Origin of the sequence: Pseudomonas sp. SG-MS2 (genome assembly GCF_009933855.1) — a bacterium.
Taxonomy (GTDB): domain Bacteria; phylum Pseudomonadota; class Gammaproteobacteria; order Pseudomonadales; family Pseudomonadaceae; genus Aquipseudomonas; species Aquipseudomonas putida_E.
In genome coordinates this window covers 1-18,225 of record NZ_MOMO01000134.1, presented here as the reverse complement: position 1 = coordinate 18,225, position 18,225 = coordinate 1, and the positions used below count along the sequence as shown (strand labels likewise).

At 62.7% G+C, this 18,225-nt stretch carries 17 protein-coding genes and 1 pseudogene; 10 read left to right on the top strand and 8 right to left on the bottom strand.

Translation table 11 applies throughout. From position 1 onward, the window contains the following. Positions 1 to 2: 2 nt before the first annotated feature. From tauD to tauA, 4 genes are read right to left on the bottom strand one after another with little or no spacing between them, the layout of a single operon-like run. The gene (gene tauD, locus BLX42_RS11755; protein WP_161871813.1) at positions 3 to 836 is read right to left on the bottom strand and encodes a taurine dioxygenase; all 834 of its coding nucleotides are present in this window, start codon (positions 834 to 836) and stop codon (positions 3 to 5) included. 52 nt (positions 837 to 888) lie between these two features. Next, on the bottom strand, positions 889 to 1,728 hold the full coding sequence (tauC, locus tag BLX42_RS11750; protein ID WP_046788215.1) for a taurine ABC transporter permease TauC: 840 nt from the start codon (positions 1,726 to 1,728) through the stop codon (positions 889 to 891). Then, a complete protein-coding gene (gene tauB / locus BLX42_RS11745) occupies positions 1,725 to 2,513 on the bottom strand; it encodes a taurine ABC transporter ATP-binding subunit (RefSeq protein ID WP_161871812.1) in 789 nt (262 codons plus the stop codon). The genes tauC and tauB overlap by 4 nt, the downstream gene beginning before the upstream one ends. A 13-nt stretch (positions 2,514 to 2,526) precedes the next feature. Continuing rightward, entirely contained in the window at positions 2,527 to 3,498 is a 972-nt protein-coding gene (gene tauA / locus BLX42_RS11740; protein WP_161871811.1) for a taurine ABC transporter substrate-binding protein, read from the bottom strand. 499 nt (positions 3,499 to 3,997) lie between these two features. Between tauA and BLX42_RS11735 the strand changes: the two genes are divergently transcribed. The 8 genes and pseudogenes from BLX42_RS11735 (at position 3,998) to BLX42_RS11700 (ending at position 10,858) form a co-directional block, all read left to right on the top strand. Continuing rightward, on the top strand, positions 3,998 to 5,347 hold the full coding sequence (locus BLX42_RS11735) for an OprD family porin (RefSeq protein WP_161871810.1): 1,350 nt from the start codon (positions 3,998 to 4,000) through the stop codon (positions 5,345 to 5,347). Between the two features lie 166 nt (positions 5,348 to 5,513). After that, a complete protein-coding gene (locus BLX42_RS11730; RefSeq protein ID WP_161871809.1) occupies positions 5,514 to 6,152 on the top strand; it encodes a peroxiredoxin in 639 nt (212 codons plus the stop codon). Positions 6,153 to 6,447: 295 nt separating this feature from the next. After that, positions 6,448 to 6,684, top strand: a pseudogene (locus BLX42_RS11725) (NAD(P)H-dependent oxidoreductase); the annotation flags it as partial. Between the two features lie 122 nt (positions 6,685 to 6,806). Continuing rightward, the gene (locus BLX42_RS11720; protein WP_161871808.1) at positions 6,807 to 7,772 is read left to right on the top strand and encodes a sulfonate ABC transporter substrate-binding protein; all 966 of its coding nucleotides are present in this window, start codon (positions 6,807 to 6,809) and stop codon (positions 7,770 to 7,772) included. Between the two features lie 60 nt (positions 7,773 to 7,832). Further along, a complete protein-coding gene (ssuD, locus tag BLX42_RS11715; RefSeq protein ID WP_119687942.1) occupies positions 7,833 to 8,981 on the top strand; it encodes an FMNH2-dependent alkanesulfonate monooxygenase in 1,149 nt (382 codons plus the stop codon). 10 nt (positions 8,982 to 8,991) lie between these two features. Next, positions 8,992 to 9,789 (top strand): aliphatic sulfonate ABC transporter permease SsuC, encoded by a 798-nt coding sequence (gene ssuC, locus BLX42_RS11710; RefSeq protein ID WP_012316729.1) that lies wholly within the window; start codon positions 8,992 to 8,994, stop codon positions 9,787 to 9,789. Further along, complete coding sequence (ssuB, locus tag BLX42_RS11705; RefSeq protein WP_161871807.1) at positions 9,786 to 10,598, top strand: aliphatic sulfonates ABC transporter ATP-binding protein; 813 nt, start codon at positions 9,786 to 9,788, stop codon at positions 10,596 to 10,598. Before ssuC ends, ssuB begins: the two co-directional genes overlap by 4 nt. A gap of 44 nt (positions 10,599 to 10,642) precedes the next feature. Continuing rightward, the gene (locus BLX42_RS11700; protein ID WP_008095172.1) at positions 10,643 to 10,858 is read left to right on the top strand and encodes a molybdopterin-binding protein; all 216 of its coding nucleotides are present in this window, start codon (positions 10,643 to 10,645) and stop codon (positions 10,856 to 10,858) included. Between the two features lie 122 nt (positions 10,859 to 10,980). Here BLX42_RS11700 and BLX42_RS11695 read toward each other — a convergent pair whose 3' ends face one another. From BLX42_RS11695 to BLX42_RS11680, 4 genes are all read right to left on the bottom strand, one after another. Continuing rightward, complete coding sequence (locus BLX42_RS11695) at positions 10,981 to 11,607, bottom strand: TetR/AcrR family transcriptional regulator (RefSeq protein ID WP_161871806.1); 627 nt, start codon at positions 11,605 to 11,607, stop codon at positions 10,981 to 10,983. Further along, entirely contained in the window at positions 11,607 to 13,184 is a 1,578-nt protein-coding gene (gene gshA / locus BLX42_RS11690) for a glutamate--cysteine ligase (protein WP_161871805.1), read from the bottom strand. The genes BLX42_RS11695 and gshA overlap by 1 nt, the downstream gene beginning before the upstream one ends. Positions 13,185 to 13,338: 154 nt before the next feature. After that, the gene (locus BLX42_RS11685) at positions 13,339 to 13,722 is read right to left on the bottom strand and encodes a PaaI family thioesterase (RefSeq protein WP_012316725.1); all 384 of its coding nucleotides are present in this window, start codon (positions 13,720 to 13,722) and stop codon (positions 13,339 to 13,341) included. Further along, complete coding sequence (locus BLX42_RS11680) at positions 13,722 to 16,046, bottom strand: Tex family protein (RefSeq protein WP_119687938.1); 2,325 nt, start codon at positions 16,044 to 16,046, stop codon at positions 13,722 to 13,724. Before BLX42_RS11680 ends, BLX42_RS11685 begins: the two co-directional genes overlap by 1 nt. A 227-nt stretch (positions 16,047 to 16,273) precedes the next feature. On the opposite strand from BLX42_RS11680, the gene ompR reads away from it, so the two are divergent. Next, positions 16,274 to 17,014 carry a two-component system response regulator OmpR gene (ompR, locus tag BLX42_RS11675; RefSeq protein ID WP_046788224.1) on the top strand — a complete coding sequence of 247 codons (741 nt, stop codon included), beginning with the start codon at positions 16,274 to 16,276 and terminating at the stop codon, positions 17,012 to 17,014. Between the two features lie 13 nt (positions 17,015 to 17,027). Continuing rightward, a partial coding sequence (locus BLX42_RS11670; protein ID WP_161871804.1) for an ATP-binding protein occupies positions 17,028 to 18,225 on the top strand: 1,198 nt, incomplete at its 3' end.

Sequence of the window (18,225 nt, the reverse complement as noted above, 5' to 3'; positions counted from 1 at the left end):
TTTCAGAACGGCGCATCCCCCAGGATGGTCGCCCGATGCATCACCCGCCGGTTCGGCCGGTAATCATCCACCGCAAAATGCTGAGTGACGCGGTTGTCCCAGAACGCCACGTCGTTCTCCTGCCAGCGCCAGCGGATGCTGAACTCCGGCCGCGTCGCATGGGCGAACAGCAGCTTGAGCAGCGCCTCGCTCTCCAACTCGCTCAGCTCATTGATCCGCGTGGTGAACCCTTCATTGACGAACAACGCCTTGCGGCCGCTCACCGGGTGCGTACGAACAACCGGGTGTGACAGCGGCGGGTTGTTGCGCCGGGTCGCTTCCCAGCGCGCCAGGTCCTCAGGCGTAGTGCCAAAGCGCTCGAGCGGGAACGACTTGGTGAAATCGTGCGTTGCAGTCAGGCCATCGAGCATCTCGCGCAGCGGGGTGGACAGGGCTTGGAAAGCGGCAATGCCGCTGGCCCACAAGGTATCGCCGCCATAGGCCGGCAACTGCTTGGCACTGAGCACCGCACCCAGTGCCGGGGTCGGGAGGAAGGTTACGTCGGTGTGCCACACGGCATTATCGCGTACGTCGGTGACCGCAGTGTCGAGGATCAGCACCTGCGGGGTTTGCGGTACGTTGGGGTAGATCGGGTGGATGTGCAGGTCGCCGAAGCGCGCGGCAAAGCGCGCTTGCTGCTCGGGTGTGATCGGCTGGTCCCGGAAGAACAACACCTGGTGTTGGAGCAGTGCCTGCTCGATGGCGTCGCGCTGCTCGACGGTAATCTCGCGGCCGATGTCCACGCCGCTGATCTGGGCGCCGAGGGCCGGGCTGAGGGGGGTAACGGTCAGGCTCATGTCTTTTCTCACTCCAGGCGCCGGGTAGCCGGCGTGGTCAGTCCGCAATCGGTCAGTGGCTTTGCCCATGCCAGGGCACCAGCTTGCGCTGCAGGGCGCGCAGGCCCATCTCCAGGGCGAAGGCGATCAGGGCGATCAGCAGGATGCCCAGCACCACCACGTCGGTCACCAGAAACTGCGCCGCCGACTGCACCATGAAGCCCAGGCCGCTGGTGGCAGCGATCAGCTCGGCGGCTACGAGGGTCGACCAGCCCACACCCAGGCCGATACGGATGCCGGTGAGTATGTCGGGCAGGGCGCTGGGCAGGATTACGTGGCGGATCAGTTGCACCTTGGTCGCCCCCAGCGATTGCGCAGCGCGCAATCTGGCCGGGTCGACGGTGCGCACGCCGGTGGCCGTAGCGATGGCGATCGGGGCGAAGATTGCCAGGTAGATCAGCAGTACCTTGGACAACTCGCCGATACCGCACCAGATGACGATCAGTGGCAGGTAGGCCAGTGGCGGTATGGGGCGGTAGAACTCGATCAGTGGGTCAAGGATGCCGCGGGCCACACGGTTGTAGCCGATGGCGATACCGGCCGGGATGGCAGTCAGGGTCGCGGCAACCAGCGCCAGGCCGATGCGGCCCAGGCTCGCGCCCAGGTGTTGCCACAGGCTGGCGTCCATGTAGCCTTGGGTGAGCAAGCTCCAGGCTTTGGCCAGGATGTCGCCGGGCGCTGGCAGGAACAGTGGCTCGATCCAGCCGGCGGCGGTCACCAGCCACCAGACCAGCAGCAGGCTGGCCAGGGTTAGCGTGCTGATCCAGCGGGTGGAAAGCTGGCGGCGCGCTTTATCAACGGGCCGGGCTTGGCTGTCGCGCTTGCTGGCGACCGGCAGATCAAGGCTGCTCATGCGTGCTCCTGCAGGCTTTGGCGTTGAGAGAAAACCCGCGCCAGCACATGCTCGCGAGTTTCAATGAAGCGTGGGTCAGACTTGATGGCCCGGGCCGATTCGCCAGCGGCATAACGTTGGCCGAAGTCCAGCTGCAGGCGCTCGACCACACGGCCTGGGTCGGGGGCCAGCAGCACCAGTTCGGTAGCAAGGAATACGGCCTCCTCGATGTCGTGAGTGATCAGGAACACCGGTTTGGCGGTGCGCTGCCAGACTTGCAGCAACAGTTCCTGCATCTGCTCGCGAGTGAACGCGTCGAGGGCGCCGAACGGCTCGTCCATCAGCAGCACCCTTGGGTCGGCCGCCAGCGCGCGGGCCAGGCCCACACGCTGCTTCTGGCCACCGGACAGTTGCCAGATGCGCCGCTCGCCAAAGCCATCCAGATCGACCAGTGCCAGCATTTCCCGTGCCTTGGCCTCTCGCTCGCCGCGGGCTAAACCGGCCAGCTCCAAACCGAAGGCGACATTGCCCAGCACGTTCTGCCACGGCAGCAGGGCATCGTCCTGAAACACCACGCCGCGTTCGGCGCCGGGGCCTTGCACCGGCACGCCGTCAAGGGTGATGCGCCCGCCGCAGGGGGCGACAAAGCCCGCGATCAGGTTGAGCAGCGATGTCTTGCCGCTGCCGGAGGGGCCCAGTGCTACCAGCAGCTGGCCTGGGCCCAGGCTGAGGTTGATGTCGGCCAGCACAGGGGTGCTGGCGCCGGGGTACTGTGCGCTGATGCGCTCCAGTTCTAGCAAGGCCATGACGGGCTCCGGATCAATTGGGCAAGAACTTGGCGCTGACGTAGGCCGAATAGTCCGGCAACACGGCGTCGACCTTGCCTTGCTGCTTGAGGAAGGTGGCGGTGTCGGTCAGCGCTTGAGTGGTCGGTGCGCCCAGGGCGTTGGCCTGGTCGGCGGCCAGCGGGTAGACGTTGCCTTGCAACAGAGCAGGAATATCACTGGCCTTGGCACCGGACAGCTTCACCAGCTTGGCCACGTTGTCCTTGTTGGCAAGCCAGGCCGTCGGGTCTTTGCGGTAGTCGGCGTAGGCGTCGAGGGTGACCTTGGCGAAGGCTTTGACCACCTCGGGGTGCTTGTCGGCGAAGTCCTTGCGCACGATCCAGGCATCGAAGGTCGGTGCGCCTTTCTCGGCCAGTTCCCCGGAGGTGATCAGCACCTTGCCGTTTTCCTTGGCCACGCCCAGGGCCGGGTCCCAGACGTAAGTGGCGTCGATGTCGCCGCGCTTCCAAGCAGCGATGATCGCCGGTGGGGCGAGGTTGAGGATCTGCACCTTGGACGGGTCGATGTTCCAGCTCTTCAGCGCGGCCAGCAGGCTGTAGTGGCCGGTGGAAACAAAGGGCACGGCGACTTTCTTGCCGATCAGGTCTTGTGGGGTCTTGATGCCGTCGCGGGCCACCAGCGCTTCGCCGGCGCCGATCTGGGTGGCGATCAGGAAGGTTTCCACCGGCAGCTTGCGGGTGGCGGCAGCGGCCAGCGGGCTTGAGCCCAGGTAGCCGATCTGCACGTCGCCGCTGGCCACTGCAGTGATCACATCAGCGCCGTTATCGAACTTGCGCCAGTCGATGCTGGCCTTGCTGGCTTTTTCGTAGTCGCCATCGACCTGGGCCACCTTGGCCGGGTCGACGGTGGTCTGGTAGGCGACGGTCAGGTCGGCGGCCTGGGCGAACCAGCTGGTGCCGGCGAGGGTCAGGGCGGCGAGCAAGCGCAGTGGCGTGTGCGGGATCATGGTCGAACCTCTTGTCAGGCAATCGGTGTGATGAATGGCAAGAAGGCTAGATGATCTAAGAAATAGAAAATAAATAACTTTTCGGAATTAGCATAGGAGCCATTCGCTTTAAGCGGAAGGGCTCGATCAGGCTTCTGGGCGAAGACCAAGTGAAATGCTCGGTCTTTTCCGCTTAACAGAGCGATTGGAAATAAGGATATTAGCAAACGTTTGCAAATAACCTAAAGCTATTACAAGCGTCTGCCGATACAGCTTTTGGCAGTAAAGGTTTCAACCATATGCCTTAAAAATCTTACAAATTCATAAAACGGTCATTTTGGATTTATAGGATTGTCATTATCCTGTAGCGCAGGTGGCGTCTTAGACCAAAGTCGTGAAATGTTCAGTAACGATTGACTTGCTGGTCACTCTTTGGGACTAAATCGCCAGTCCACGGTGAGCGGGGCATCAGATCCCGCCGCCAGAGATACACAAAAATTAGAACGTAGAGGAGCAAAACATGTACAAGTCCAGCCTGGCTCTGGCCGTGGCACTGGGGGTTCTCGCCCAACAAGCAGGCGCTGCCGGTTTCGTTGAAGACAGCAAACTGTCCCTCAGCTCGCGCACCATGTATTTCAACGATGACACCCGTGAAGGCGGTGTGGAAGATCAGAAAGAGGCAGGTCAAGGCTTCAAGCTTGACTACCTGTCTGGCTTCACCCAGGGTGTCGTAGGCTTTGGTGTTGATGTACAAGCGCTGTGGGGTATTCACCTTGATGGTGGCCGTGGCAGCCGTCCTGACGCCGATAACTCCTTCTTCCCAAGTGATTCTGATGGTTCTGCAGCTCATAACTGGGCGCGGATCGGGGGCAATGCTAAGGCGCGCTTCTCGAAGACCGAAGTCCACTATGGTAGTGCGCTGGCGCCGAACCTGCCGATCTTGGTGTCCAACGACGGTCGTCTGCTGCCGCAGACCTTTGAAGGCGGCACCATTCAGTCGAAAGAAATCGACAACCTGACCATCAACGCCGGTCAGTTGACCCACGCTATGGGGCGCGCATCGAGCAATCGTACCGGTCTGTCCGTAGCTGGTGCCTTCCACGAGAGCAATAAGTTCCGCTATGGCGGTCTGGACTACAAACTTACTCCTGACCTGACCCTGCAGTACTACTACTCCAATCTGGAAGACTTCTATAAGCAGCACTTCCTGGGCGCGACCCATGTCTTCAAAATCGCTGACAACCAGTCGTTCAAAACCGACCTGCGCTACTTCGACAGCAGCAGCGATGGCCGTAACGGCGAAGCGGGTTACGCGTTCAGCAACAACAATGGCTACGCCAAGAACGCTGGCGAGGTTGATAACAAAACCTGGTCTGCAATGTTCACCTATACCTTGGGCGGCCACTCGCTTCTGGTCGGTCACCAACAGGTTGGTGATGACGGTGGCTTTGTCTGGCTGAACCAGGGCAACGTCCGCAAAGACGGCTCTGCTTCCTCACTAGAAGGCGCCGGTGGCGCTAGCTTCTACCTGTTCACCGACAGCATGATTAACCAGTTTGCCCGTGCTGGTGAGAACACCACTTTCGGTCAGTATTCCTATGACTTCGCCGGTTTAGGTGTTCCAGGTCTGAAAGCTGCCGTTTCGTATCTGCGTGGTGATGACATCCGCTACCGTTCTGGTCACGGCACTTATAGCGAGTGGGAGCGTGATGCACGTATCGATTACACCATTCAAGAGGGCACGCTGAAAGGCCTCGGCTTCAGCCTGCGTCAAGGTGTCTATCGTGGGAGCGGTGGTTCGACGAGTGAGTTCACTAAAGACAAAGATCAGGCCCGCCTAATCGTGAACTACACTTACAACTTCATGTAAAACGTAGTTGTGAAAAAGAGCCTCGCCTAGCGCGAGGTTTTTTTATGCTCATCATTTTGTATTCCGTATGGTTATAAATAAATTGTTATTTATTCTTTTTGTTTTTATCGGAATGCAGGCACATTGAACATCACAAGGCCAGCCCATAGCCCAGGAGCCACACCCCATGAGCCTCAAACTCGGCGACATCGCCCCCGACTTCGAACAAGATTCCAGCGAAGGTACGATCCGCTTCCACGAGTGGCTCGGTAACAGCTGGGGTGTGCTGTTCTCTCACCCGGCCGACTTCACCCCGGTGTGCACCACCGAGCTGGGCCTGACCGCCAAGCTCAAGGACGACTTCGCCAAACGTGGGGTCAAGGCCATCGCCCTGTCCGTGGACCCGGTCGACTCCCACCACAAGTGGATCGAGGACATCAACGAGACCCAGAACACCGTGGTCAACTTCCCGATCATCGCCGACGCCGACCGCAAGGTTTCCGACCTGTACGACCTGATCCACCCGAACGCCAGCGACACCCTGACCGTGCGCTCGCTGTTCGTCATCGACCCGAACAAGAAGGTGCGCCTGACCATTACCTACCCAGCCAGTACCGGGCGCAACTTCAACGAAATACTGCGGGTGATCGACTCGCTGCAGCTCACCGACAACCACAAGGTAGCCACGCCAGGTAACTGGCAGGATGGCGACGAAGTGGTGATCGTGCCTTCGCTGAAGGATGAGGAAGAGATCAAGCAGCGCTTCCCGAAAGGCTACCGCGCTGTAAAACCCTATCTGCGGCTGACCCCGCAACCCAATCGCTGAAGCATTCTCGTTGCATTGCTCTTAGCCATAGCAGGGATATTCGGGCCGTTTCGACGGCCCTTTTTTATGCCTGCACAAACCGCTTCAGGCGTGGGGCTGCTGCGCAGCCCATCGCGACACAAGGCGCGGTTCCTCGTAGGAGCGGCCTTGTGTCGCGAAAGGGCCGCAAAGCGGCCCCAGTATCAAAGAATCGACAAAGTACTTTATGGAATAAGCAAATGAAAAAATATGATTTATAGATATATACCAAGGCTGCTAATGTCACCCCAACAGAACACAAGGAAGCGCTTCAACGCTGGTCGTCTCAATCGGTGGTAGCCCCAGTACCCGTTCACGCTCCGGCGTGCTGCTCGAGCGTTCGCGCCAGTGGCTGCAGGACCGTGGCGCTGAGGTGGTGACCTTCCAGGTACGTGACTTCGCCGCTGAGGACCTGCTCCATGCGCGCTTCGACAGCCCGCAGGTGCAACACTTCCAGCAACTGGTGGCTCAGGCCGACTGCCTGATCGTCGCCACCCCGGCGTACTCAACGAACGCTTGATCAGTGCCCGCTGGATCATCTGAACCGGCACAACGGCTTTATCGCGTCATCCACCTTACTCGCCCGTCAACGAGGCAAGCAGGTGCAACCCGAACCTACTCGCACAGGAGAGCGCCATGCGCACAGTCTTCTTGCGTCGTGGTCTGGTCGCCCTGTTTGCGGCGGCTGTGTCCTTCGGCGCCATTACCCAAGCCCAGGCTGAAAGCCTGCGTATCGGCTATCAGAAATACGGCACCCTGGTGCTGCTCAAAGCCAAGGGCACGCTGGAAAAGCGCCTGGCCGATCAGGGCATCCAGGTGCAATGGACCGAATTCCCAGGTGGCCCGCAGCTTCTCGAAGGCTTGAATGTCGGCTCCATCGACTTTGGCGTAACTGGTGAAACGCCGCCAGTATTCGCTCAGGCCGCCGGTGCCGATCTGCTCTATGTGGCCTACGAACCGCCTGCGCCGCACAGTGAAGCGATCCTTGTACCGAAGGGTTCGCCGATCCAGTCGGTGAAGGAACTCAAAGGCAAGAAAGTTGCGCTCAACAAAGGTTCGAACGTTCACTACCTGCTGGTCCGCGCCCTGGAAGAGGCCGGCCTCAAGTACAGCGAGATACAGCCCGTCTACCTGCCGCCGGCCGATGCCCGCGCCGCGTTCGAGCGTGGCAGCGTCGATGCCTGGGTGATCTGGGACCCGTACCAGGCCGCCGCCGAACAGCAGCTGCAGGCACGCACCCTGCGTGACGGCAAAGACCTGGTCGACAACCACCAGTTCTACCTGGCCACCCGCAACTACGCGACCCAGCATCCGGCTGTGATCAACGCCCTCATCGAAGAAGTACGCGCCGTGGGCAAATGGTCGCAGGCCAACCCGCAGGAGGTGACCGACCAGGTTGCTGCGCTGCTCGGGCTGCCCGCCGACATCACCCTGACTTCGGTCAAGCGCCAAGGCTACGGTGCCGCGCCGCTGACCCCCGAGGTGGTGGCCGCACAACAGAAAATCGCCGACACCTTCCAGGCGCTGAAGCTGATTCCCAAGCCGCTGAGCATCAAGGACGTGATCTGGACGCCCCCGACCAAGGTCGCCAGCGCGCCTTGATTGATTCGCCTGTGCCGGGGCGCCGCTGTGGCCCTCGCCACCTTTGAGGAGACAACTCCAATGAGCCTTAACATTTTCTGGTTCCTCCCCACCCACGGTGACGGCAAGTACCTGGGCACATCCGAGGGTGCCCGTGCGGTCGATCACGGTTACCTGCAACAGATTGCCCAGGCCGCCGACCGTCTCGGCTTTGGTGGTGTGCTGATCCCAACCGGGCGTTCCTGCGAGGATTCCTGGTTGGTGGCAGCATCGCTGATCCCGGTGACCCAGCATCTGAAATTCCTGGTTGCCCTGCGTCCAGGCATCATTTCGCCGACGGTCGCGGCGCGCCAGGCGGCAACCCTGGACCGCCTGTCCAACGGCCGGGCGCTGTTCAACCTGGTCACCGGTGGCGACCCCGACGAGCTGGCCGGTGATGGCCTGCACCTGAACCACCAGGAGCGCTACGAAGCCTCGGTCGAGTTCACGCGTATCTGGCGCAAGGTGCTGGAGGGCGAGAACGTCGACTACCAAGGCAAGCATATCCAGGTGAAGGGCGCCAAGCTGCTCTATCCGCCCATTCAGCAACCACGCCCGCCTCTGTATTTCGGTGGCTCGTCCGAAGCCGCGCAGGACCTTGCCGCCGAGCAGGTCGAGCTGTACCTGACCTGGGGCGAGCCGCCAGCCGCTGTTGCCGAGAAAATCGCTCAGGTGCGGGAGAAGGCTGCCGCGCAGGGCCGCGAAGTACGCTTTGGTATCCGTCTGCATGTGATCGTGCGGGAAACCAACGACGAAGCCTGGGCCGCGGCAGACCGCCTGATTTCGCACCTGGACGACGACACCATCGCCCGTGCCCAGGCTTCGCTGGCGCGCTTCGACTCGGTGGGTCAGCAGCGCATGGCCGCATTGCATGGCGGCAACCGTGACAACCTCGAAGTCAGCCCCAACCTGTGGGCCGGTGTCGGCCTGGTACGCGGTGGCGCCGGTACCGCGCTGGTCGGTGATGGCCCGACTGTCGCAGCGCGGGTCAAGGAATACGCAGACCTGGGGATAGATACCTTCATCCTCTCAGGTTATCCACACCTGGAAGAGTCCTACCGCGTTGCCGAGCTGCTGTTCCCGCACCTGGACGTGCAGCGCCCGGAGCAACCGCAGACCGGTGGCTACGTGAGCCCGTTCGGCGAGATGGTGGCCAACGACATCCTGCCCAAGTCCGTGTCGCAGAGCTGAGGGCGCAGCCATGAGTCGTGCAACGTCCTCCACCCTGACCCAGCGCCTGGCGCCGTGGGCGCTGCCGGTACTGCTGTTGGCTGTCTGGCAGCTGGCGGTCAGTGCTGGCTGGTTGTCGACGCGCATCCTGCCTGCACCCAGCGCCGTAGTCAGCGCCGGTGTCGAGCTGGTACGCAGCGGTGAAATCTGGACCCACCTGGCCATCAGCGGCTGGCGTGCCGGCCTGGGCTTTCTGATCGGTGGCAGCATTGGGCTGGTACTGGGCTTCATCACCGGCTTGTCGAACTGGGGCGAACGCCTGCTCGACAGCTCGGTGCAGATGATCCGCAACGTGCCGCATCTGGCGCTGATCCCGCTGGTGATCCTGTGGTTCGGTATCGACGAGTCGGCAAAGATCTTCCTGGTCGCGCTGGGCACGCTGTTCCCGATCTACCTGAACACCTACCACGGTATCCGCAACGTCGACCCGGCGCTGGTGGAAATGGCCCGCAGCTATGGCCTGTCCGGCTTCGGCCTGTTCCGCCAGGTGATCCTGCCGGGCGCGCTGCCCTCGATCCTGGTCGGTGTGCGCTTTGCCCTGGGCTTCATGTGGCTGACCCTTATCGTTGCCGAAACCATTTCGGCCAACGCCGGTATCGGTTACCTGGCAATGAATGCCCGTGAATTCCTGCAGACCGACGTGGTGGTCCTGGCCATCGTCCTGTATGCCGTGCTCGGCAAGCTCGCCGACCTCGCCGCCCGCGGCCTGGAACGTGTCTGGTTGCGCTGGCACCCGGCCTACCAAGTCGCCAGGAAGGAGGGCGCATGACCATTCTCAAGGAACAACCGCCGCGCTTGTTGCGGGGTATCCCGCTGGCCGCCAATAGCTTGCGCAAGACCTTTGGCCAACGTGAAGTGCTGCGCGGTATCGACCTGCACATTCCGGCCGGCCAGTTCGTTGCCATCGTCGGGCGCAGCGGCTGTGGCAAGAGCACCTTGCTGCGCCTGCTGGCCGGGCTCGACCAGCCCGGCGCCGGTGAGCTTCTGGCCGGTGCCGCACCGCTGGCCGAGGCCCGCGAAGATACCCGCCTGATGTTCCAGGACGCTCGCCTGCTGCCTTGGAAAAAGGTGATCGACAACGTCGGCCTGGGCCTGTCCGGCCACTGGCGCCCCCGTGCGCTGGAAGCACTGGAGGCGGTTGGCCTGGCTGACCGCGCCAATGAATGGCCGGCAGCGCTCTCGGGTGGCCAGAAGCAGCGCGTGGCGTTGGCCCGGGCGCTGATTCATCAGCCACGCCTGCTGCTGCTGGACGAGCCGCTGGGTGCGCTGGATGCCCTGACCCGTATCGAGATGCAGCAACTGATCGAACGCCTGTGGCGTCAGCACGGCTTCACCGTGCTGCTGGTCACCCATGACGTCAACGAAGCCGTTGCCGTGGCCGACCGGGTGATCCTTATCGAGGACGGCGCAGTCGGCCTGGACCTCAACGTCGATCTGGCTCGGCCAAGGGTGCGTGGTTCGCACCGTCTGGCCGCGCTGGAAAGCGAAGTGCTCAACCGTGTTCTGTCGGCCCCGGGCACTGCGCCCGAGCCGGACCCTGTAGCCCCTCTGCCCACGCAACTGCGTTGGGCGCACTGAATGACTCACTTACCAGACTGAAGCCATAGAGAAGGAAGCACATCATGACTATCAAAGCCATCAACGTCCGCAACCAGTTCAAAGGCACCGTGAAAGAAATCCTCGAGGGCCCGGTATTGTCGGAAATCGATGTGCAGACCGCTTCCGGCATCGTCACCTCGGTGATCACCACCCGCTCTGTGAAGGAGCTGGAACTGCAGGTGGGCAGTGAAGTGATCGCTTTTGTGAAATCGACTGAAGTGTCCATCGCCAAGCTGTGATGTGGGCATTTGGGGCTGCTTTGCAGCCCTTTCGCGACACAAGGCCGCTCCTACAGGGGAACGCGATTTCCTGTAGGAGCGGCCTTGTGTCGCGAAAGGGCCGCAGGGCGGCCCCAGCAAGATCAGCGTTTAGTAAGAAACGGCGGCAGGTACAAGCCCAGGTACGCCTCGAACACCCGCTTGCCTTCCTCGGCCATGCGCGGGGTGATCGCCTCGTGCAACTGTACCGAGCGCGCATACACCCGGTCGCTCAACTCCATGGCCAGTGCAAACACATCCACGTCCGCTGGCATTACCGGCAACCGGAAATGCTGGTCGAACAGTTTGTGCATCAACTCACCCAGCTCCATGTCGTGCTGCCGGTCCGCCTGCACCACTTCGCTCAGGCCATGCTGGGCCAGGATCAACTGACGCGCTGCAGCATCCTCGTTGTAGATGTCGAGCATGCGCTGTTCGATCAACCGTGAAAGCTCATGCCAGGTGCCGAGCGCACTGCTGTCTATCGGTGCGCTTAACGCCTCGCGAAATGCCCGGTGCACATCGGCCGTCAGCGCTTCGAGCAGTGCCGGCACGCTGGCAAAGAAGTGATACACCGACGAGGGTGGAATCTGCGCCCGTTCGGCCACGCTGTAGATCGACAATGCTGCCACCCCTTGCTCGGCCAACAGCTCGCGCGCCGCCGCCAGGATCGCCTCGATCCTGGCCTGGCTGCTGGCGCGCGGCTTGCGCGGGGTGGTGCTGCGGGTCATCAGTTGCTGATCGCCAGGATGCTGGCCTGGTAGGCGCCGACGAACTGGTCGAAGTCACCGACTTCCTGCTGCTCGAGGCGTGACTGCTCGGCCAGCGAATTGCGGGCGAGGGTCTCGTAGGCTTGCTGGCGCTCTGTGGGCAGCGGTTGCTCACGGAACGTTTGCGCGTGCAGGCGGCTCTGGCGCAGCGAGAACTGGATGAAGCTTTCCTCATGCTCGCTCATGCGCGCGAGCACCTGGGCCGATGGCGTCAGCGAAGCGTCGTCGACTTTGGCCTGCTGTGCGGCCAGGGCTTTGGCATGTTCGTCGCCGCCTTGAGCGTGATCGAGCAGCTCAGCCAGCTGGCCGATGCGCCCAAGCAAGTCGCTGGCCCAGGCTTTCAGCTCGATCGGTTGGTCCTCACGGCGCAGCTCAAGGCCTGGGCGACGGCCTTCCTTGACCACACTCAGGAAGTTGTCGGTGCACTGGCCGCATTCGCCATTGTCCAGCAGCGGGCTGTCTTCCAGGGCACAGAACAACAGAAACGCATCGAGGAAGCGCGCCTCGGTCAGGTCGATGCCTACCGGCAGGAACGGGTTGATGTCCAGGCAGCGCACTTCGACATACTGCACGCCGCGTGAGGTCAGGGCCTGGATCGGCCGCTCGCCGGTGTAGGTGACACGCTTGGGGCGGATGTTCGAGTAGTACTCGTTCTCGATCTGCAGGATGTTGGTGTTCAACTGCACCCATTCGCCGTCCACATGCGTACCGATTTCCACATAGGGCGGGTAGGGCGTGCCCACCGCCTTGCGCAGGCTGTCGGTATAGCTGGCCAGGTTGTTGTAGCAGGGTGTGAGGCCGGCCTGGGCGTTGCTCTGGTAGCCCAGGTCGCTCATGCGCAAGCTGGTGGCGTAGGGCAGGTACAGGGTTTCGGCGTCCAGCTCTTCGAGCTGGTGCGGGCGGCCACGCAGGAAGCCTTTGTCCAGGGCTGGCGAGGCACCGAACAGGTACATCAGCAGCCAGCTGTAACGGCGGAAGTTGCGGATCAGCGCAATGTACGCCGCCGACTGGTAGTCGCGGTCGTTCAGGTCGTTGCCTTCGGCGGCGCGCAGCAGCGGCCACAGCGCTTCAGGCAACGAGAAGTTGTAGTGGATGCCGGCGATGCACTGCATGGTGCGGCCGTAGCGCAGGGCCAGGCCCTTGCGGTAGACGTGCTTGAGCTTGCCGATGTTCGAGGTCCCGTACTCGGCGATCGGGATGTCCTCCTCGGCCGGCAGCGTGCACGGCATCGACGGGCTCCACAGCAATTCGTCGCCAAGCTTGCTGTAGACGAAGCGGTGGGTTTGCTCGAGGCTTTCCAGCACTTGGGCCGGGTCGGGCAGGGCCGGGGTGATGAACTCCAGCAGCGACTCGGAATAATCGGTGGTGATCTGCTCGTTGGTCAGCGCCGAACCCAGGTTTTCCGGATGCGGGGTCTGAGCCAGGCGACCTTCGTCGGTGACGCGCAGGCATTCGCGCTCAATACCGTGCAGGCACTGCTTGAGCAGGGGGAGATTGGCGCCGAGCAGGCTCAGGCGGCGGTTGAGGAGGTCGCTCAAGATGGTTTCCTTCACGCATCAGTCGCCCCAATATGGGGGTAGAGTTGACGGTCTACAAGGGTAGGAGGAAAGGAACTGGCGTCGTCGCCTGGTTTACGCGGTTACGGCAGTGCCAGCGCACTGCCGCAAAATACCGCAGATACCGTTTGGTGAGCTAGAGAACCGCGAAGGTTCCCTGCGCTTTGGCGACCAGTTTGTCGCCTTGGACTACGTCGGCGTCGACCACCAGGGTACGGCGCCCGGCGTGCAGCACCCGCGCCGTGCACAGGACCTCGCCGTCACCGACCGCACGCATGTAGTTGATCTTGCATTCGATGGTCACGCTCTGCTGGTCGAAACCATGGCTGGCCGAGCAGGCCAGGCCCATGGCGATGTCCACCAGGCTGAAGATGGCCCCGCCGTGCAGCTTCTGGCCGCGGTTGCGCAGGTGCGGCTCAAGCGCCAGTGCCACCTCTGCGACGCCCGTGTCCAGGCGTTGCAGGCGGCAGCCCAGTAGCTGGCTGTAGGCGCTTTCAACGAGCTCTTTGGGGATCTCCATCACTTCTTTTTCAACTGCTTGGCGTTGGCAAAGAGCGCAGCCATGGCGTTGTTCGCCGGCGCGGCGCTAGCGGTTTCGCGCTGGCGTGGTGCCTGCTGCGGGCGGTTGCCGCCATTGCCACGGTTGCCACCACGGTTGCCTTCGACTTTTTCGCCCGGGGTATCGCTCATGCGCATGGACAGGCCGACACGCTTGCGCGGGATGTCCACTTCCATGACCTTGACCTTGACCACGTCGCCGGCCTTGACCGCTTCGCGCGGGTCCTTGACGAACTTCTCGGACAGCGCCGAGATGTGCACCAGGCCGTCCTGGTGCACGCCGATGTCGACGAACGCGCCGAAGTTGGTGACGTTGGTGACCACGCCTTCGAGAATCATGCCGGGCTCCAGGTCCTTGAGGTCTTCGACGCCGTCCTGGAAGGTGGCGGTCTTGAACTCGGGGCGCGGGTCACGGCCGGGCTTGTCCAGCTCCTGGAGGATGTCGGTGACGGTGGGCAGGCCGAAGGTTTCGTCGGTGAACTGCTTGGGGTCCAGGCGCTTGAGGAAGCCGCTGTCGCCGATGAGCGAGCGGATGTCACGGCCGGTGTCGGCGGCGATGCGTTTCACCAGCGGGTAGGCCTCGGGGTGCACGGCGGAGGCATCCAGCGGGTTGTCGCCGTTCATTACGCGCAGGAAGCCTGCGGCCTGCTCGAAGGTTTTCTCACCCAGACGGCTGACCTTCTTGAGTGCGGCACGGGTGGCGAACGGGCCATTGGCGTCGCGGTGCGCGACGATGTTCTGCGCCAGGGTGGCGTTGAGGCCGGAGATGCGTGTCAGTAGCGCGACCGAAGCGGTGTTGACGTCCACGCCCACGGCGTTCACACAGTCCTCGACCACCGCGTCCAGGCCGCGGGCCAGCTTCACCTGGGACACATCGTGCTGGTACTGGCCGACACCGATGGATTTGGGGTCGATCTTCACCAGTTCGGCCAGCGGGTCCTGCAGGCGGCGGGCAATCGACACGGCGCCACGGATCGACACGTCCAGGTCAGGGAATTCACGGGCAGCCAGCTCCGATGCCGAGTACACCGACGCACCGGCTTCGGAGACCATGATCTTGGTGATCTTCAGCGCCGGGTATTTTTTAACCAGCTCGGCGATCAGCTTGTCGCTCTCGCGGCTGGCGGTGCCGTTGCCAATGGCGATCAGCTCCACCGAGTGTTTGGCGCACAGTGCGGCCAGTACCGAGATCGTGCGGTCCCAGTCGTTGCGCGGTGCGTGCGGATAGACCGTGGCGGTGTCCAGCAGCTTGCCGGTGGCATCGACCACCGCGACCTTGCAGCCGGTACGCAGGCCCGGGTCGAAGCCCAGGGTAGCGCGCGGGCCGGCCGGGGCGGCCAGCAGCAGGTCGTGCAGGTTGTGGGCGAAGACGTTGATCGCCTCGCTTTCGGCGTTGTCGCGCAACTCACCGAACAGGTCGGTTTCCAGGTGGGTGTACAGCTTGACCTTCCAGGTCCAGCGCACCACCTCGCCCAGCCACTTGTCAGCCGGGCGGTTGCGGTTTTCCACGCCGAAGTGGCTGCCGATCATCATTTCGCACGGGTGCAGGGTGCCCGGCAGCTCTTCGCCAACCTTCAGCGACGCGCTCAGCACACCTTCGTTACGGCCGCGGAAAATGGCCAGTGCGCGGTGCGACGGGCAAGTGCGCAGCAGTTCGTCATGGGCGAAATAATCGCGGAACTTGGCGCCTTCCTCTTCCTTGCCAGCCACCACACGGGCGCTGAGCACCGCTTCCTGCTTGAGGAAGTTGCGCAGCTTGTCGAGCAGGGCAGCGTCTTCGGCGAAACGCTCCATGAGGATGTACTTGGCGCCCTCGAGGGCGGCCTTGACGTCGGCGACACCTTTGTCGGCATCGACGAAGCGCGCGGCTTCGCTTTCCGGCGCCAGTTGCGGGTCGTTGAACAGGCCGTCGGCCAGCTCGCCCAGGCCGGCTTCCAGGGCGATCTGGCCCTTGGTGCGGCGCTTTTGCTTGTACGGCAGGTAAAGGTCTTCGAGGCGGGTCTTGGTGTCGGCCAGCTTGATCTCGCGGGCCAGCTCAGGGGTCAGCTTGCCCTGTTCCTCGATGCTGGACAGGATGCTCGCACGGCGCTCGTCCAGCTCGCGCAGGTAGCGCAGGCGCTCTTCCAGGTGGCGCAACTGGGTGTCGTCCAGGCTACCGGTCACTTCCTTGCGGTAACGGGCGATGAAGGGCACGGTAGAGCCTTCGTCCAACAGGCCCACGGCCGCCTCGACCTGCTGAGGGCGTACGCCCAGTTCCTCGGCGATACGGCTGTTGATGCTGTCCATGTAAACCACCTGACAATTGTGAATACGGGGGCTGCGAGGCGCTTGTTCCGCCCGGCGGCGCTGGAGAAAGCCGCGCATTATACCCATCGCAGACGGCTTGCGGTGATGGCGCCAGGCCAGTTGCGGAGGCCGGGAAGTGGCGCCGGGGGAAAAATCTGCTAACAATGCTCACGGCACGCGTGGCAATGGCTACGCCATAATGCGCGGCGATCTCAGAGGAGTTATTCATGACCGGCACCGCAAACAACGCTGAAGGTGACAAGATTCTCATCGTCGACGACGATCCGGGGCTCAGCAGCCTGCTGGAACGTTTCTTCACCAGCAAGGGCTACCGTGCCCGCGCGGTGCCCAACACCGAACAGATGGACCGCCTGCTGCAGCGCGAGGTATTCAACCTGGTGGTGCTCGACCTGATGCTGCCGGGCGAGGATGGCTTGTCCGCGTGCAAGCGCCTGCGCCAGTCGAACAACCAGATCCCGATCATCATGCTCACCGCCAAGGGTGACGAACTCAGCCGCATCAAGGGGCTTGAGCTGGGCGCTGACGATTACCTGGGCAAGCCGTTCAACCCGGACGAGCTGATGGCGCGGGTCAAGGCCGTGCTGCGCCGTCAGGCACCGACGGTACCGGGCGCCCCGGGCAGCGAGGACGAGTCGGTCACTTTCGGCGATTACGAGCTGTCGCTGGCCACCCGTGAACTCAAGCGTGGCGAAGAAGTGCACATGCTCACCACCGGTGAATTCGCCGTGCTCAAGGCTCTGGTCATGCACGCCCGTGAGCCGTTGACCCGCGACAAGCTGATGAACCTGGCCCGTGGCCGTGAGTGGGATGCCCTGGAGCGCTCGATCGACGTACAGATTTCGCGCCTGCGCCGCATGATCGAACCGGACCCTTCCAAACCGCGGTATATCCAGACTGTGTGGGGCGTAGGTTACGTCTTCGTACCGGACGGAAACGCTGGCAAATGAAGCCTGGCCTTCGATGAAAACTCCGGTCTGGTTCCCGCAAAGCTTCTTCGCCCGCACCCTGTGGCTGGTGCTGATCGTTGTCCTGTTCTCCAAGGCGCTGACCCTGGTCTACCTGCTGATGAACGAGGATGTGCTGGTCGATCGGCAGTACAGCCATGGTGTGGCGCTGACGCTGCGCGCCTATTGGGCGGCCGATGAAGAAAACCGCGACAAGATTGCCGAAGCCGCAGGCCTGATCCGGGTGACCGGCTCCGGCGTGCCGGAGGGCGAGCAGCACTGGCCCTACAGCGAAATCTATCAACGGCAGATGCAGGCCGAGCTGGGCGAAGACACCGAAGTGCGCTTGCGCATCCACGCACCGCCTGCGTTGTGGGTCAACGCGCCGAGCCTCGGCCCGGGCTGGCTGAAAGTGCCGCTTTATCCGCACCCGTTGCGTGGCCAGAAGATCTGGAACGTACTTGGCTGGTTCCTGGCCATCGGCCTGCTGTCCACCGCTTCGGCGTGGATCTTCGTGCGCCAGCTCAACCAGCCGCTCAAGCGCCTGGTGTTCGCTGCCCGTCAGTTGGGCCAGGGCCGCAGTGTACGTCTGCCGATCAGTGATACGCCGAGCGAAATGACCGAGGTGTATCGCGCCTTCAACCAGATGGCCGAGGATGTCGAGCAGGCCGGGCGTGAGCGCGAGCTGATGCTGGCGGGCGTGTCCCACGATTTGCGCACGCCACTGACGCGCCTGCGCCTGTCGCTGTCCTTGCTGAACAGCGACAACGAATTGAGCGACGACATGGTCCGCGACATCGAGGACATGGACGCGATTCTTGATCAGTTCCTGGCCTTCATTCGCGATGGCCGCGACGAGCCGCTGGAGGAGGTCGACCTGGCCGACCTGGTGCGCGAAGTGGTGGCGCCCTACAACCAGCCGCAAGAGCGTGTGCGCTTGTGCCTGGAGCCTATTCCGCCATTCCCGCTGCGCAGGGTTTCCCTCAAGCGCATGCTGGGCAACCTGATCGGTAATGCGCTGCATCACGCGGGCAAGGGGGTCGAGGTGGCCGCCTATGTGTCGGGCGACGAGAGCGCGCCTTATGTGGTGCTGAGCGTGCTGGACCGGGGGGCAGGGATCGATGAGTCGGAGCTGGAAACCATCTTCAACCCGTTCATTCGTGGGGACCGTGCGCGGGGTGGCAAGGGCACCGGGTTGGGGCTGGCGATCGTCA

Coding starts and splice junctions, on each gene's coding strand:
- ssuD (WP_119687942.1), top strand. CDS start 7,833: ATGAGCCTTAACATTTTCTGGTTCCTCCCCACCCACGGTGACGGCAAG.
- ssuC (WP_012316729.1), top strand. CDS start 8,992: ATGAGTCGTGCAACGTCCTCCACCCTGACCCAGCGCCTGGCGCCGTGG.
- BLX42_RS11730 (WP_161871809.1), top strand. CDS start 5,514: ATGAGCCTCAAACTCGGCGACATCGCCCCCGACTTCGAACAAGATTCC.
- BLX42_RS11695 (WP_161871806.1), bottom strand. CDS start 11,607: ATGACCCGCAGCACCACCCCGCGCAAGCCGCGCGCCAGCAGCCAGGCC.
- ompR (WP_046788224.1), top strand. CDS start 16,274: ATGACCGGCACCGCAAACAACGCTGAAGGTGACAAGATTCTCATCGTC.
- BLX42_RS11700 (WP_008095172.1), top strand. CDS start 10,643: ATGACTATCAAAGCCATCAACGTCCGCAACCAGTTCAAAGGCACCGTG.
- tauC (WP_046788215.1), bottom strand. CDS start 1,728: ATGAGCAGCCTTGATCTGCCGGTCGCCAGCAAGCGCGACAGCCAAGCC.
- tauD (WP_161871813.1), bottom strand. CDS start 836: ATGAGCCTGACCGTTACCCCCCTCAGCCCGGCCCTCGGCGCCCAGATC.
- BLX42_RS11685 (WP_012316725.1), bottom strand. CDS start 13,722: ATGGAGATCCCCAAAGAGCTCGTTGAAAGCGCCTACAGCCAGCTACTG.
- BLX42_RS11735 (WP_161871810.1), top strand. CDS start 3,998: ATGTACAAGTCCAGCCTGGCTCTGGCCGTGGCACTGGGGGTTCTCGCC.
- BLX42_RS11720 (WP_161871808.1), top strand. CDS start 6,807: ATGCGCACAGTCTTCTTGCGTCGTGGTCTGGTCGCCCTGTTTGCGGCG.
- BLX42_RS11680 (WP_119687938.1), bottom strand. CDS start 16,046: ATGGACAGCATCAACAGCCGTATCGCCGAGGAACTGGGCGTACGCCCT.
- ssuB (WP_161871807.1), top strand. CDS start 9,786: ATGACCATTCTCAAGGAACAACCGCCGCGCTTGTTGCGGGGTATCCCG.
- tauB (WP_161871812.1), bottom strand. CDS start 2,513: ATGGCCTTGCTAGAACTGGAGCGCATCAGCGCACAGTACCCCGGCGCC.
- tauA (WP_161871811.1), bottom strand. CDS start 3,498: ATGATCCCGCACACGCCACTGCGCTTGCTCGCCGCCCTGACCCTCGCC.